General features: G+C 65.2%; 15 protein-coding genes. 3 read left to right on the top strand and 12 right to left on the bottom strand.

Annotated features, from left to right (window positions below):
* Positions 1 to 77: 77 nt before the first annotated feature.
* From AC58D2_RS09120 to AC58D2_RS09110, 3 genes are all read right to left on the bottom strand, one after another.
* Positions 78 to 257 (bottom strand): hypothetical protein, encoded by a 180-nt coding sequence (locus AC58D2_RS09120; protein ID WP_497389506.1) that lies wholly within the window; start codon positions 255 to 257, stop codon positions 78 to 80.
* Positions 258 to 283: 26 nt separating this feature from the next.
* Positions 284 to 730: a Ros/MucR family transcriptional regulator gene (locus AC58D2_RS09115; RefSeq protein ID WP_497389504.1), complete on the bottom strand. Its 447-nt coding sequence runs from the start codon at positions 728 to 730 to the stop codon at positions 284 to 286.
* Between the two features lie 264 nt (positions 731 to 994).
* On the bottom strand, positions 995 to 1369 hold the full coding sequence (locus AC58D2_RS09110) for a hypothetical protein (RefSeq protein ID WP_497389502.1): 375 nt from the start codon (positions 1367 to 1369) through the stop codon (positions 995 to 997).
* Positions 1370 to 1486: 117 nt separating this feature from the next.
* Here AC58D2_RS09110 and AC58D2_RS09105 point away from each other — a divergent pair, with 117 nt between their 5' ends.
* The 3 genes from AC58D2_RS09105 to AC58D2_RS09095 are packed head-to-tail and all read left to right on the top strand — an operon-like array spanning position 1487 to position 4885.
* The gene (locus tag AC58D2_RS09105) at positions 1487 to 3055 is read left to right on the top strand and encodes a recombinase family protein (protein ID WP_497389500.1); all 1569 of its coding nucleotides are present in this window, start codon (positions 1487 to 1489) and stop codon (positions 3053 to 3055) included.
* A complete protein-coding gene (locus tag AC58D2_RS09100) occupies positions 3055 to 3954 on the top strand; it encodes a plasmid partitioning protein RepB C-terminal domain-containing protein (RefSeq protein ID WP_497389498.1) in 900 nt (299 codons plus the stop codon). Before AC58D2_RS09105 ends, AC58D2_RS09100 begins: the two co-directional genes overlap by 1 nt.
* Positions 3941 to 4885 (top strand): plasmid partitioning protein RepB C-terminal domain-containing protein, encoded by a 945-nt coding sequence (locus AC58D2_RS09095; RefSeq protein ID WP_497389496.1) that lies wholly within the window; start codon positions 3941 to 3943, stop codon positions 4883 to 4885. The genes AC58D2_RS09100 and AC58D2_RS09095 overlap by 14 nt, the downstream gene beginning before the upstream one ends.
* 61 nt (positions 4886 to 4946) lie before the next feature.
* On the opposite strand, the gene AC58D2_RS09090 is transcribed toward AC58D2_RS09095, so the two are convergent.
* From AC58D2_RS09090 to trbE, 9 genes are all read right to left on the bottom strand, one after another.
* Complete coding sequence (locus tag AC58D2_RS09090) at positions 4947 to 5204, bottom strand: hypothetical protein (RefSeq protein WP_497389494.1); 258 nt, start codon at positions 5202 to 5204, stop codon at positions 4947 to 4949.
* Positions 5201 to 5428, bottom strand: a complete 228-nt coding sequence (locus AC58D2_RS09085; protein ID WP_497389492.1) for a helix-turn-helix domain-containing protein — start codon at positions 5426 to 5428, stop codon at positions 5201 to 5203. Before AC58D2_RS09085 ends, AC58D2_RS09090 begins: the two co-directional genes overlap by 4 nt.
* Before the next feature lie 280 nt (positions 5429 to 5708).
* On the bottom strand, positions 5709 to 5939 hold the full coding sequence (locus AC58D2_RS09080) for a DUF2274 domain-containing protein (RefSeq protein ID WP_497389490.1): 231 nt from the start codon (positions 5937 to 5939) through the stop codon (positions 5709 to 5711).
* A 2-nt stretch (positions 5940 to 5941) separates the two neighbouring features.
* A complete protein-coding gene (locus AC58D2_RS09075; RefSeq protein WP_497389488.1) occupies positions 5942 to 7162 on the bottom strand; it encodes a TraB/TrbI/VirB10 family type IV secretion system protein in 1221 nt (406 codons plus the stop codon).
* Positions 7159 to 7977, bottom strand: a complete 819-nt coding sequence (gene trbG / locus AC58D2_RS09070; RefSeq protein ID WP_497389485.1) for a P-type conjugative transfer protein TrbG — start codon at positions 7975 to 7977, stop codon at positions 7159 to 7161. Before trbG ends, AC58D2_RS09075 begins: the two co-directional genes overlap by 4 nt.
* Positions 7974 to 8786, bottom strand: coding sequence for a conjugal transfer protein TrbF (gene trbF, locus AC58D2_RS09065; RefSeq protein ID WP_497389483.1), 813 nt, complete (start codon positions 8784 to 8786; stop codon positions 7974 to 7976). Before trbF ends, trbG begins: the two co-directional genes overlap by 4 nt.
* Before the next feature lie 3 nt (positions 8787 to 8789).
* Positions 8790 to 10106 (bottom strand): P-type conjugative transfer protein TrbL, encoded by a 1317-nt coding sequence (gene trbL / locus AC58D2_RS09060; protein WP_497389481.1) that lies wholly within the window; start codon positions 10104 to 10106, stop codon positions 8790 to 8792.
* 127 nt (positions 10107 to 10233) lie between these two features.
* Positions 10234 to 10983: a P-type conjugative transfer protein TrbJ gene (gene trbJ, locus AC58D2_RS09055; protein WP_497389479.1), complete on the bottom strand. Its 750-nt coding sequence runs from the start codon at positions 10981 to 10983 to the stop codon at positions 10234 to 10236.
* Positions 10983 to 13478, bottom strand: a complete 2496-nt coding sequence (trbE, locus tag AC58D2_RS09050) for a conjugal transfer protein TrbE (RefSeq protein ID WP_497389477.1) — start codon at positions 13476 to 13478, stop codon at positions 10983 to 10985. The genes trbJ and trbE overlap by 1 nt, the downstream gene beginning before the upstream one ends.
* Positions 13479 to 13483: the final 5 nt, after the last annotated feature.

Below are 13483 nucleotides of genomic sequence, written 5' to 3'. Positions count from 1 at the left end.
GCACCTCAACAATCGGAGCCGCGACACCCGCTGCCGATGGTCGCGACGAGAATGACATGCTGCCGTCACCACGCCGTTCAATCGAGCCGCGCCTCGCCCTCCGTGGCTGCGGCATCGCGCTGCGTGGACGACGACACATCGGCGCCGAAGTTAACTGCGCCTGCCTCGACATCCGGAAGTTTGTCGCGCTCGTCTCCCGGCGAACAGGCAGCGACAAGAGCTGACAGCAACGCTGCCATTGCAAATTTCAGCTTCATGGACGTACCCCCTGCCCGTCGACTTTTCAGCCCTGTTTGGGCTTCGCCTTCGCGCGTGCAGCGGGCTTGCGGCCGCCGCCGCGGCCCTTGGTGCCAAGACCGATCTGCTTGGCAAGTTCCCGGCGCTTCTCGGCATAGTTGGGCGCGGTCATCGGATAGTCTTTCGGCAGGTTCCATTTCGCGCGATAATCTTCGGGCGTCATGCCATAGTGCGTCATCAAATGACGGCGCAGCATCTTGAGCTTTTTGCCGTCTTCGAGGCACACGATATAGTCGGGTTTCACCGACGACCGAACCGATACGGCGGGCTGCTGCGGTTCGGGTTCGGGTTCCGCGCCGGACGCAAGACCGGCGAGCGCTTCGTGCACCGAGCGGATGACGAGCGGGATATCCGATATGGCGACGCTGTTATTGCTGACGTGCGCCGCGACAATATCGGCGGTCAGCGTGACCAGCATTTCGGTATCTTCCATGCGCGTTTTCCTTCGAGGGCTAACTACTTCGGTCTCCTCTAGCGCGACTATTCCTTCAAAACAAATGGCGAAAGACTGCCCAGCAGGATTAATCGCGCCGCGCTATTCGGGCGGCAGTCGTCCCGCCGCGCGGCGAAGCTGATCGAGCCGCTCCGAACAGATCGTGTGCACGACGCGACCGAGTTCTTCGACGCGATCCCCGAGCCAGCGCAATTCCTCGTCGGTAATACGGCAAAGCGGAGAATCCGAACTTGCAGTGTACAGTTAATACCGATCCGTCGTCAGGCTCGATGCATCGGGGAACAGCTTGTCGAGAAACGCCAGTGTTTCAATGAGGCGTCCACGCAGCGCAGACACCTCGAGCGCGATCAGGGTATCCCGCCGACCGGACGCGATAAGAAGCCTTCTCAGCACCTCATCGGAATGACGGATCAATCCCAAAAGGTGAATTGCGCGCGGCGCATGCGTCCCGGCAAGCCAGTGCTTGACGCTTCTTTCGCTGGCGCCCGTCCAACGCATGGCAATCTTCACGGCCTGATGCGTAGGCCCTAAGCCCTCCATCAGCGCCTCCGCCATTATCGCAGCGAAAGCCAATTCGTCCTTATCCTGGTGCAGGTTCCTGCCCGTTTTCGGCAACATGTTGCTGCTCCTTCAAGTCTATACTCGCCGTAGCTCCTCGCCATCGACTCGAAGAATACGCACTGCGACTGGTCGAGGTTGGCTCAATTCCGACGGCCCGATACGGAGTTGACGACAATGCCGAGCTGGCAAACGCATGTTGATCCAGAACGAGGCAAGTCCCCGGTCATTCGCGCTGCGGAATATGTCCGCATGTCCACGGATCACCAGAAATACTCGACGGAAAACCAGGCCGACGCGATCCGCCACTACGCCGCCGCCCGCGGGATCGAGATCGTCAAAACCTATGCCGACGAAGGAAAGAGCGGCCTCAAAATCCACGGTCGCGATGCGCTCAAACGGCTCATCGAGGACGTCCAGGCGGGAGCAACCGATTTCACCATGGTGCTCGTCTACGACGTCAGTCGCTGGGGGCGGTTCCAGGACGCCGATGAGAGCGCCTATTATGAATATATATGTCGGCGCGCCGGGATCAGCGTCGAATATTGTGCCGAACAATTCGACAATGACGGCAGCCCCATTGCCACGATCGTCAAGGGCGTCAAACGCGCGATGGCGGGTGAATATAGCCGCGAGTTGTCAGCGAAGGTTTTTGCCGGCCAGGGCCGCCTCATCGAGAAGGGATTTCGCCAGGGCGGACCCGCCGGCTTTGGCTTACGTCGAACCCTGGTCGATGAACATGGAACCGAAAAAGGCCTGCTCAACCGCGGCGAGCATAAGAGCATTCAGACCGATCGCGTCATCCTGACGCCGGGTCCGAGCGAGGAAGTTTCGATCGTTCGCGAAGTATACCAGGCGTTCGTCCACCATGGACGCGCCGAGCATCAAATTGCCGAGGACCTCAATCGTCGCGGGATCAAGACCGATCTTGGGCGCCCCTGGACTCGGGGAACCGTCCACCAGCTCCTGATCAACGAAAAATATGTGGGCGACAATGTCTGGAACCGCCAGTCATTCAAGCTCAAGCAAAAGCGCGTCCGGAACGATCCCGACACATGGATTCGGGCGCCCGGCGTGTTCCGCGCCATTGTCGAGCGAGATATCTTCGAGGCCGCGCGTACGATTATCAACGCGCGTTCGTTCCGCCTGTCCGACGCGCAAATGCTCGCCGAGCTTCGGGGCCTGTACGAACGCCGAGGACTGCTCTCGGGGTTGATCATTGACGAAAGCGAAGCACTGCCGTCGAGCAGCGCCTACAGCTTGCGCTTTGGAAGCCTGCTACGCGCTTATAGCCTCGTTGGGTTCAGACCCGACCGGGACTATCGCTACATCGAGATCAACCGGTCGTTGCGCCGGCTGCACCCCGCTGTTCTGCACGAGGTGCTCGAAGGGATGCGTTCCATGGGAAGCGATGTCCACGAAGACGACGCGTCCGATCAAGTTACGATCAACGGCGAATTCAGCCTCTCGGTGGTGATCGTGCGCTGTGACCCCACTCCCACGGGGCTACTCCGCTGGAAGCTGCGCTTCGATACCTCCTTGTCGCCCGATATCACGGTCGTGGTGCGAATGGACCAGTTCAACCAGGTCCCGCTGGATTATTATCTGTTTCCGCACCTTGACCTCGCCGGCGAGCGTTTACGCCTTGCGGAAGACAATGGCCTGAACCTCGACGCTTACCGGTTCGAGAGTCTCGATTATTTCTACGAAATCGCCGCGCCGGTCCGATTTGCGATGGCAGCCTGATGAGCGCCGTGACGCCTCGGCACATCGAGATGGTTCCCATTGCGCGGATCACCGTCCTAAATCCGAGGGCGCGCAACAAGCGGCAGCACCGCGAGATTGCCAACAACATCGAGGCCATCGGGCTCAAACGGCCGATCACCGTCAGTCGCCGCTCAGGCCCCGGCGGTCCTCGCTATGACCTTGTTTGTGGCGAGGGGCGCCTCGAGGCCTTCCAGATGCTGGGGCAGACGGAAATCCCCGCGGTCGTGATCGAAGCGTCCGAAAGCGAATGTCTCGTGATGAGCCTCGTGGAGAATATCGCGCGGCGTATTCATCGCCCCATCGACATCATGAAGGAGATCGGTGCACTCCATGAGCGCGGCGACAGTGACCAGGACATCAGCCGGAAGATCGGCGTTAGCCAGTCGTGGGTTGGTCTCGTCCTGACGCTGCTCGACCGGGGCGAGGAACGATTGCTTGCCGCTGTCGAGACCGGGCTCCTTCCGGTGAGCCTCGCGGTCGAAATTTCGCGCGCGGAAAGCGACGAAGCGCAAAACCTGCTCCTCGATGCCTATGAGTCCGGAAAATTGCGCGGGAAGAAGCTGGCGGCCGCGCGCCGCCTCCTCGATATGCGCCTCAGAAGCGGACATAAGGGAATGCACCCGGGGCGGCTCGGGCGACGATGCAACAACCGCAAACTCACGGCTGCGGACCTCATGGACATCTACCAGCGCGAAGCTGAAAAGCAGCGCCTCTTGGTGAAGAAGTCCGATTTCGCACAGACCCGGCTCCTGTTTGTCGTCGAGGCGATCAAGGACCTGCTCGCCGACGAGGGATTTACGACCTTGCTGCGCGCCGAAGGACTGGAGCAAATCCCGCGAGCACTCGAACTTCGGATGAGCGGCAATGTCATCAACTGAGTGGCCCGACGTTTCAGAACCAGGCGCTGACGGACAAGTTCGCGTCGCGTTCGAGCGCGACTATATTACCGTCGATATGTCGTCGATCGTGCCTCTAAAGCTACTTCGCGACGGTATTTGCGAGAGCAAGAAATATGCCCAGGTTGTCAGTTCCATCAAGGCCATTGGTCTCGTCGAGGCGCCGGTGGTGATCCCGGCTCCGGGGAATTGCGGCCAATATTACCTGCTCGACGGCCACTTGAGGATCGAGATCCTGAAGCAGCTCTCCGTTAAATCGGTCGAATGCCTAATTGCGACCGACGAGGATACCTACACCTATAACAAGCGCGTCAATCGTCTGCCCCCCGTCCAGGAACACCGCATGATTGTCCGGGCGATCGAGCGCGGCGTCTCGCCGGCGCAGATCGCCGATGCGCTTGGTCTCGAAGTCCGAACGATCAGGCGGCGGTCGCGGCTCCTCGATGGGATCAGTCCCGATGCCGCCGAAATGCTGAAAGACACTAACTGTCCGGCCGTGGTTTTTGACCTACTTCGTCGAATGTCGGCGTTGCGCCAGGTCGAGGCAGCGGACCTGATGATCGGTCAGAATAATTTTACCGCGATGTTTGCCAGGGCGCTGCTTGCGGCGACTCCCGACGATCAGCTTGCCAAGCCTCTCAAGAACCGGAATGGTGGAGCGGGTAGCCCCAATGCTCAACAACTGGCACGCATGGAGCGCGAACTCGCTGTCCTGCAAACGCGGATAAAATCGGTCGAGGACAGTTATGGGATCGACAACCTCCACCTGACACTCGCGCGCGGTTATATTGCTAAGCTCCTCGGCAACGCGGGCGTCGTTCGCTGGCTATCGCACAACCGCCAAGAATATCTGGCGGAATTTCAGCGCATCGCCGAGATCGACACGATCGCTGCCGGTCTCGAAGTGGCGTAATTGACGGGGACCCGGACCCGAAAGCGCGGGGACCGCGGGAGACGCCGCACGCTGGGGCGGATCAATCGCGGAGATGGGAACGGCGGCGAACCCGCAGCAAGCCCATCGAGGCCGGACGCCATAATCCGGCTGGAGGGGCATGGCGTGTCGAGGCGTCGGCACGCCATGCCATCTCTCCGCTGAGGCGGTTCACATCGAACCGGATATCGCGAAACTCCAACGCCAGGCCGCGTCGCCAGGCCGGCCACTTTCGAGCAAATTTCGCAACCAAGCGCGTGCGCAACGGCGGCACGGCCTTCTCGATGATCGCAAAGTTCAACTTTTCTCGAAGAGGCGCTTCAGGCTCGCATAGAGAATGAACGTCGATCGGCCGATCTTGACAGTGTCGATGGCCCCCGCCGCGATCAGCTCATAGAGGGTCGAGCGCGGAATGCCGGTGAGCCTTATCGCGTCAGCAACGCGCACGCTGAGTGGCTCGACCGGTAAGGCCGCATGTGCTGCAAACGGCTCGGCAACAGGTCGTTCGCGCTCCCCGAAGCTCATCCCTCGCTTCGCCCGGGCAAACAGGCAGGAAGAGCAAGGCTCGCGAACTTGGCTTGCGGGAACCAGCCTTCGGCATCGGTTTGCCGCCTCGCGAGAACGTGCGACGGCAGCACCTCGTCAAACGTCCCACCCCGCCGGAACGAGATCCGTGCGCCATGTTCGGGGGCATAGCGGACCCCCTCGGTCCGCGAGGCGCAGGCCGTCGCCATCGGCCTCCGCCCGGCGCGGCCGACGGCGTCGATATCGCGGCGCGTAACGGTGCGGGAAGCGGAGCCTATCATCATCCCCCCTTCCCGCTCCGCTCGCGGCGCAGCCGCTGGAACGCGCGATCATTGTCGAGAAAGGCTGCCAGCATCGCGGGAATCAGCTCGGCGACGGGCTCTTCGCGGCCATATTGCTCGCGATAGAAGGCGGCATATTCGCCGATGCGCGCGTGGAGGTCGGGCATGAGGCTGATCGTGAGCTTGACCGGCGTTCGATCGGGCAGTTGCTTGAGGCTGATACCCGCCATCGTCACTCTCCTCGCGCCCGCCAGGGCCGCAGAACGATATCGCTGTGAACGACGACGCGCAGCGGCCAGCCGGGCCGCACGCGCAAGGTCGGCGGGATCCCTAGACTGCGCGCGACGAGCTGGTCGCCCGCCCGCGCGCCGCCCTGCTGCGCGGATTCGCGCAGCGCACGGACAAAATCGCTTTCGCTGCCGCCGAAGCTCAGCTCGCTGCCGACGCCGAGGAGCGTCGAGAGGACGACGCCCTTCAGAAGCTGCCAGCCATGCCGGTCGACGCGGTCGGCGAGACCGGCATAGCCTTGCGCATCGGTCGCCGGCACATTGTCGATGCGGATCGACGAGCCGTCGGGACGAATGATCCGCTGCCACACGACGAGCGCACGGCTCTGCCCGAACGCGATGTCGCTATCGTAGCGGCCGATCAGCCGCGAGCCTTGCGGAATGAGCAGCGACTGCCCGGAGACGCTGTCATAGACATTCTCGGTCACCTGCGCGGTGACCAGCCCCGGCAGGTCGGAGTTGAGGCCGGTGACCAGGCTCGCGGCGATGATGCTGCCCGCCTGCAAGGTCCAGGGCGAAACGGGTTCGGTCAAAGCGTGCGGGTTGGTGTCGGCGCCGTCATTGGCGCGCCCGACCAGCGCCGCCTTGTGCGACTGCCCTTTGGCTTCGGACGCCGCCACTGCCGGCAGTAGCGGCGAAACCTCGGGCGGCGTCGCAACCGATACTGTCGCGGTCGGCGCACTCTCCTTATCGCCGGCCGTTCGCAGCATGACGCCCGATTCGCGCGCCGCGCGGGCTTCGGTGGCAAGGCGCTGGCGATCGGCCTCGGCCTTCTGCGCTGCGCGTCGCGGCGCCTCGTCAGCTGGAGCCTCGGACGCCATTCCCATCTGGCGCTGATGTTCGAGAATCGGTCTTCCAAGGTCGCCGGGGAGCGGCGGCCCGAGCCGCGGAATATCGCCGTAGCTCGTCGGAGCCCCCGCGAGCGCGTCGGGCGGCGCCTTTGCGCCGACCGGCTTGTCGTCGCTCGCCGCCACGAGGGAGAGCGACGCGGGTTTGAGCGCCAGCCACGCGGCCCCGACAATCGCGATCGAACCGGCGGCGGCGATGGCGACGACCGCGCCGCGGCGGAAGCGGGTCACGCGGCCCGGCGCTGCCCGCAGCACGAGCGTCTCGGGGTCGGCCTTGGCGGGCGGGGCGCCGGCAGGCGGTTGCGCCGGATCGGTCATTGGCCTTTCCTCCGCTGCGGCTGGGCGCTCGCGATCCGCACGACCCGCTGCTTCTTGCCGCCGAGGCGCAGTTCGGCGGCGCCGAACAGCCGATCGACGACATAATAGCGGCCCGCGACGCGGTAGTTGACGAGCTCGGCTTCGCCGTCGTCGCCGATGACGAACAAGGGCGGCGCCTCGCCCACCGTGATCGACGGAGGAAACTCGATGAAGGTCTGCCGCCCGTCATCGAATGCGCGCAAGGGACGCCACGCCGGCTTGTCGCCCGAGATCGCGTAGTTGAAATTCAGGCGCTCGACGGCGAGACTCGACGCGATCGGACGCGCCGCCGCGGCGGCAGCCTCCTTGCGCTGCAGCGCGATCAGCTCGTCGTGCGGATAGCGCCATTGGAGTGCCGCCATCGCGCCGCTCGCGCGGCTCTCGAGTTCGAGACGATAGACGCGGCGGTCGGTCGCGATGACGAGATTGGTGCGAAGGCCCGCCGCGAACGGCTTCACCAGGATGTGGGTGCGCTTGCCCTCGCCGCTCCCGCTCGTCGTGTCGCCAACGGTCCAGCGTAGCGTGTCACCGGCGGCGACCGACGTCACCGCCTCGCCAGGCTGCAAGGCGATATCGGTCACGCGCTCGGGCGCCGCGTAGAGCCGATAGAGCGCGCCCTCGGCGTAAGGATAGACCTGCACCGCATCGACATAGCCCGCGCGCGACGGCTCGCGCAGCGCGGCCTTGTTTGCCGCTGCCACGGCCCCGGTGGGCTGGGCCGCGGCGGGAAGGACAAGCGACAGCGCGCTCGCCGACAGGAAAAGGACACGGATCATGGCTGGCTCCTTTCGAGCGGATCGAGGGGTTCGGACGAGGGTCGATCGGCACCGACCGGCGAGCCGCGCGGCAGAATCTCGCGCGGCGACGGCATCGCCTGCTCCGTCGGCGCACGCTCGGCGGGCGACTCAATCTCGCGGCTCCAGTCGATCGCATCGATGTAAAGCCCGAGCGGGTTCTTGCGCAGCACATCGGCCGACCGCGGCGGCTGCACCTTGACGGTGAGCATCGCGGTCCAGCGCGACGTCCCGGCAAGGCTGCCGCGCTCATAGGCCTGCTCGGTCCACTTGACCTGGAAGCTGCGCTCCGACGCGCGCACCACGCTCGTCACCTGCACCGACACGGTGCGGCGGCCGACCTCGGCGAACGGATTGGACGCGCGGGCATATTCGCCGAGGAAGAGCGCCGCGCGCGGCGTCGCGAAATCATAGGCCGACAGCCAATGCTCGCGCATCAACACCGGGTCGAGCGAGCGGGAACGGACATTCTTGATGAACTTGCCGAGGTGCCACGAGATCTGCGCGTCACTCGCCCGATAGTCGGCCGCCGCGGGAGCGACGCTGCGCGCTTCGCCGAGCCGGTCGACCTCGACGACATAGGGAATGACGCGGCTCTGCATCGACTGCCAGGCGAGCGCCGACGACAGGCCGATCGCCAGGAACAGCCCGCCGAACGCCATCAAACGCCAGTTGCGTGCCTGGACGCGCGCCGATCCGATCCGCTCGTCCCATAGCTGGCCGGCGCGCTGGTAGGGCGTCTCGGGTTCGCCCGTCCGCCCAAAGCGCTGCACCGCACGTTTGAATTTCATGACTCAGTCCCTTTCCTTGATATCAGGGTTGGCGCCAGCGCCGCCCTTGTCGCCACCCTGAATGGCGTGGATCGCCATCTGGCGGCGATGCCGGCTCGCTTGCGCGCCCTGGAGTTTCTGCGCCCATGCCGGCGGCGCGCTGTCGCCGCCGCTGGCGCTGCCAACCGGCGAACTGGACGCGCTCGCTGCGCCGCCGCTTCCGCCCGCGGCCCAAGCCGCCTGCTGCCCGCGCGCAGCGGCGGCGCGGAGCCCGAACGCATTCTTCATCTTGTCCGTCGCAGCGCCTTTCGCGGCGTTCGCCATGCCGCCGATGCCGGCGCCGACGCTTGCGCGGCCCGACGTTTCCTGGCCGAGCTTGTAGGCGGTCGATGCCGCGCTCCCCATCGACGTGCCGTCGCGCAGCGCGCCGAGACCGGCGCCCGCTACGCCCCGCGCCGTGGCGACCGCGCCCGCGCCGCCCATCGCGAGACCGCCCGCAGCGAGCGCGGTGGTCGTCACCGCCGAGCCCGCGCCGAGCTGCGGCGCCCCCGCGACCAACCCGGAAGCAATGCCGGGGCCAAAGATCGCGAGCCCGAACAGCGCGAGGCTCGCGAGCATCAGCGACACCGCCTGCTCGATCGACACCTCGTCGCCGGCGATCGCGCCGGTGAAGTCGGCGAAATAATTGGAGCCAATGCCGACGATGACCGCGAGCACCATGACCTTGATCCCCGACGAAACGACATTGCCGAGCACGCGCTCGGCGAGGAACGAGGTGCGGTTCCACAGCGCGAAGGGCACCAGCACGAAACCGGCGAGCGCGGTCAGCTTGAACTCGAGGATGGTGATGAAGAGCTGGATCGCGAGAATAAAAAACGACGCGATGACGATGAACCACGCGATCACCAGCACCGCGATCTCGACGAAATTGTCGAAGAAGTCGATCGGCCCGACGAGCTCCTTCGCCTGTTCGAGCAGCGGCCACGCCGCCTCGAAGCCCGTCCCCGCAAGCCGTCCCGGCATGAGCAGGTCCTGGGGGCCGATCGCGCTGCCGCCCGCGGTCAACCCGAGCCCGGCGAACGAGCGGAAGACGATGTCGGCGAGGAGCGGAAAACTGTTCAGGATCAGCGCGAAGGCGCCGACATAGAGAATCTTCTTGAGGAACTTGCCGATGACATCCTGCTCGCCGCCGAGCGCCCAGAACAGCCCGGCGAGCGTGATGTCGATGCCGATCAGGATCGTCGTCAGGAAGCCGACGTCGCCGCCGAGCAGCCCGAAGCCGCTGTCGATATAGGCGATGAACGCCTGCATGAACTGGTCGATGACATTGAGATCCTGCACGGCAATCACACCCCTGGAAACACAAGAAGAGGTGCCGCGGGACCGGTCCCCGAGAGGGGAAAGCGGATCCGGTCCCGCGGCGGGCGGGCGCCAGGCCGGGGAGCAAGCGGCGCGACGCCGCCCAGGCTCATTGGCGCGGCGTGTAGGCCTTGCCGTCGCCGAGGAAGCGCGTCGTCCGCGCGCGCGCTTCGAGCGCGCTCTGCCCGCGCCGCGCAGCTTCGAGCGATTCCTTGCGGAACTGCGCCGCCATCAGCGCCTGGAGCTGGAACTGCTGCTTGGTCGCGAGCGCCAGCAGCTGGTTCGTCGCCTGCTGCGCGGCGAGCGAGCCTTCGGCGCCCTGACTTTTTGCGACGATCTCGCTGAGCGCCGCCGTGTCATCGCGGACATTTTCGACGATCCCGCTCTGCACCTTCATCGTCTGCCGGAACGCCGTCATCGCGGCGTCGAGCCGCTGCTTGGCCGCCGCGATCCGTTCGTCGTGCGTCATCGCCGAAGCGAAATCGTCGGGGAAAAGCTGGCGGTAACGCGCGTCGAGCTGATCGACGCGAAAGTCGATCCCCTGCGCCTCTCCCATCAGACGGTCGATCTCGCCGAGCTTTTCGCGGAGCCGATCGATCTGCGGGAAGTCGATGCGCGAAAGGTTCTTCGCTTGCCCCGCGAGCATTTGCGCCTCGTTCTGGAGCGAGCGGATCTGGTTATTGACCTGGCTCAGCGTCCGCGCCGCGATGAGCAGGTTCTGCGAATAATTGCTCGGGTCGAACACGCTGATTTGCGCCGATGCGGGTGCGCCGGGCAGGACGACCGCGAAGGCAAGCGCGCCGAGCGTGCCGAGACCGAGCAGGCCGGTGACGACGTGGTGACGGAGGGGAAGTGGCATCAAAAATCTCCTTCTTGGGGGGCTTGGGGGGATGGAAAATCGGCGAGGAGGTCGGCCGCCCAGTCGAGGCCGGCGCCATTGAGAAAGGCGCGCGCGAACGCCGCGGGGTCGCGCGCGCCGACACCAAGCCGGTCGAGCTTCGCTTCGATGGCGTCGATGCGCTTCTGCGTTTCGGGGTCGGACGCGCCGCAAAGCGCGAGCGCGATCGGTCCAAGCCCCAGCTCGAACAGCCGGTTGCCACGCGCCGATTGCAGATAATATTGCCGCTTGGGGACCGCGCGGCTGACGAGCTCGATCTGCCGCGCGTTGAGCCCGAAGCGCCGATAGGCGGCCGCGCCCTGCGGCTCGATCGCCCGGTCGTTGGGGAGCAATATCCGTTGCGGGCAGCTTTCGATGATCGCCGGCGCAATCGAGGACTCGGCGATGTCGGCGAGGCTCTGCGTCGCGAAGACCACGGCGACATTGCGCTTGCGCAGCACCTTCAGCCATTCGCGGATGCGCGCAGCGAACAGCGGGTGATCGAGGAACACCCACGCCTCGTCGAGAATGAGCAGGGTCGGACGCCCGGTGAACCGCGCTTCGAGACGGTGGAACAGATAGGAGAGTAACGGCGCGACGACACCCCCCTGCCCCATCAGCGCCTCGGTTTCGAAGCATTGCATATCGGCGACGCGCAAATCATCTTCGGCGGCGTCTAGCAGTCGACCGAAGGGGCCTTCGAGCGTGTAAGGCGCGAGCGCCGCGCGCAGCGGCGCCGATTGCAAGAGCAGCGACAGGCCGGTGAGCGTGCGCTCTTCGACCGGGGCGGTAGCGAGGCTGGTCAGCGCCGACCATAGTGCTTCCTTCACGTGCGGATCGACCGACACTTTCTCATGCGCGAGCAAGGCGCCGATCCACTCCGCCGCCCACGCGCGTTCGTCGGCACGGTCGATCTGCCGCAGGGGCTGGAAAGCGATCGCGGGGCCACCCTCTCCGGCTTGACCGCCGTCATCGCCGCCGAGCCCGAGCGCGTGATGCGCGCCGCCCATCGCAAGCACCGCGGCGCGCGCCGAATATCCCTTGTCGAAAATATAGACCTGGGCATCCGCGTAGCGGCGGAACTGCAAGGCCAGCAAGGCGAGGAGCACCGACTTGCCGGCGCCGGTCGGTCCGACAATGAGCATATGCCCGACGTCGCCGACATGGGTGCTGAGCCGGAACGGAGTCGACCCACTGGTCTCGGCATAAAGCAGGGGCGGCCCACCGAGATGCTTGTTTGCTGCCGGCCCCGCCCAGACGCTCGACAGCGGCACCAGGTGCGCGAGATTGAGCGTATGGACGATCGGCTGGCGAACGTTCGCATAGACATGGCCCGGCAGGCTCGACAGCCACGCCTCGACCGCGTTGATGCTCTCGCGGATGCAGGTGAAGCCGAGCCCGTTGACGATGCGCTCGACGGCGCGGACCTTCTCTTCGACGCGGGCCCGGTCAGCATCGGTGACGGTGATCGTCGTCGTCAGATAACCGAAAGCAAGCATGTCGGCGCCGAGCGCCTGCAGCGCGAGATCGGCATCGACCACCTTGTTGTCGGCGTCGCTGTCGAGCAGCTGCGCCGGCTGGTCGTAGAGGACTTCGCGCAGCATCGCGGTCACCGACTTGCGCTTGTTGAACCATTGGCGGCGGAGCTTGGTGAGCGCCCTCGTCGCCTCCTGCTTGTCGAGCGCTATGAAGCGCGTGACCCAACGATAGGAAAAGTCTTCATGATTGAGCGCGTCGAGGATGCCGGGTCGGCTGACATTCGGGAAACCCAATATCGTCAGCGTGCGGAGCTGCTGGTCCCCGAGCATCGGTTCGAGCCCGCCCGCGAGCGGCGTGTCGGCGAGGAGGCCGTCGAGATACATCGGTGTCTCGGGCACCGCGACGGCATGGCGGCGCGTCGAGACCGTACCGTGGAGATATGTCAGCGTCTCGCCGTCACCCAGCGCGCGCACCTCGGGCATGAACCCCGCGAACAGGTCGAGCGCGCGATCGGTCGCGGCGACGAATCCGGCGAGCGCCTGGCGCCAGTCGCGCCCCCTGGCCGCGCCGCTGCGCTCGACGAGCAAGCGGCCCGCCCTATCGGCCTGGTCGGGCGGCGGCAGGAAGGTGAGCGTTAAATAGTAGACGCTCTCGAAATGTGCGCCCGCGCTCTCGAAGGCGGCGCGGCGTTCCTGCTCGACGAGCCATGACGCCGCGTCGGGAAAGGCGCTCTCGGGATAGGCGAGCGCCTCGCGGCGCTCGGCCTCGAAATGCAAAGCCCAGCCCGATCCGAAGCGCTTGAGGACATTATTCGCGCGCGCGCAGGCGGCAACGAGTTCGGCCTCGGTCGCGCTCTCAAGGTCAGGCCCGCGAAAGCGCAAGGTGCGCTGGAAACTGCCGTCCTTGTTCAGGACGACGCCGGGCGCGATCAGCGCCGCCCATGGCAGGTGGTCGGCGAGCCGGTCGGCGCGACTGCGATATTCGCCCAGGTTAAACATGACGA

The sequence above is a fragment of the Sphingopyxis sp. CR5 genome, from assembly GCF_059693785.1.
Note: the sequence above shows the minus strand (reverse complement) of the source record. Positions and strands in the feature narration are given on the sequence as shown.

Excerpts from the sequence above, each read along its gene's own strand:
- AC58D2_RS09110 (WP_497389502.1), bottom strand. The coding sequence starts at position 1,369 with ATGTTGCCGAAAACGGGCAGGAACCTGCACCAGGATAAGGACGAATTG.
- AC58D2_RS09105 (WP_497389500.1), top strand. The coding sequence starts at position 1,487 with ATGCCGAGCTGGCAAACGCATGTTGATCCAGAACGAGGCAAGTCCCCG.
- AC58D2_RS09085 (WP_497389492.1), bottom strand. The coding sequence starts at position 5,428 with ATGAGCTTCGGGGAGCGCGAACGACCTGTTGCCGAGCCGTTTGCAGCA.
- AC58D2_RS09100 (WP_497389498.1), top strand. The coding sequence starts at position 3,055 with ATGAGCGCCGTGACGCCTCGGCACATCGAGATGGTTCCCATTGCGCGG.
- AC58D2_RS09120 (WP_497389506.1), bottom strand. The coding sequence starts at position 257 with ATGAAGCTGAAATTTGCAATGGCAGCGTTGCTGTCAGCTCTTGTCGCT.
- trbE (WP_497389477.1), bottom strand. The coding sequence starts at position 13,478 with ATGTTTAACCTGGGCGAATATCGCAGTCGCGCCGACCGGCTCGCCGAC.
- AC58D2_RS09080 (WP_497389490.1), bottom strand. The coding sequence starts at position 5,939 with ATGGCGGGTATCAGCCTCAAGCAACTGCCCGATCGAACGCCGGTCAAG.
- AC58D2_RS09075 (WP_497389488.1), bottom strand. The coding sequence starts at position 7,162 with ATGACCGATCCGGCGCAACCGCCTGCCGGCGCCCCGCCCGCCAAGGCC.
- trbF (WP_497389483.1), bottom strand. The coding sequence starts at position 8,786 with ATGAAATTCAAACGTGCGGTGCAGCGCTTTGGGCGGACGGGCGAACCC.
- AC58D2_RS09095 (WP_497389496.1), top strand. The coding sequence starts at position 3,941 with ATGTCATCAACTGAGTGGCCCGACGTTTCAGAACCAGGCGCTGACGGA.
- trbJ (WP_497389479.1), bottom strand. The coding sequence starts at position 10,983 with ATGCCACTTCCCCTCCGTCACCACGTCGTCACCGGCCTGCTCGGTCTC.
- AC58D2_RS09115 (WP_497389504.1), bottom strand. The coding sequence starts at position 730 with ATGGAAGATACCGAAATGCTGGTCACGCTGACCGCCGATATTGTCGCG.
- trbG (WP_497389485.1), bottom strand. The coding sequence starts at position 7,977 with ATGATCCGTGTCCTTTTCCTGTCGGCGAGCGCGCTGTCGCTTGTCCTT.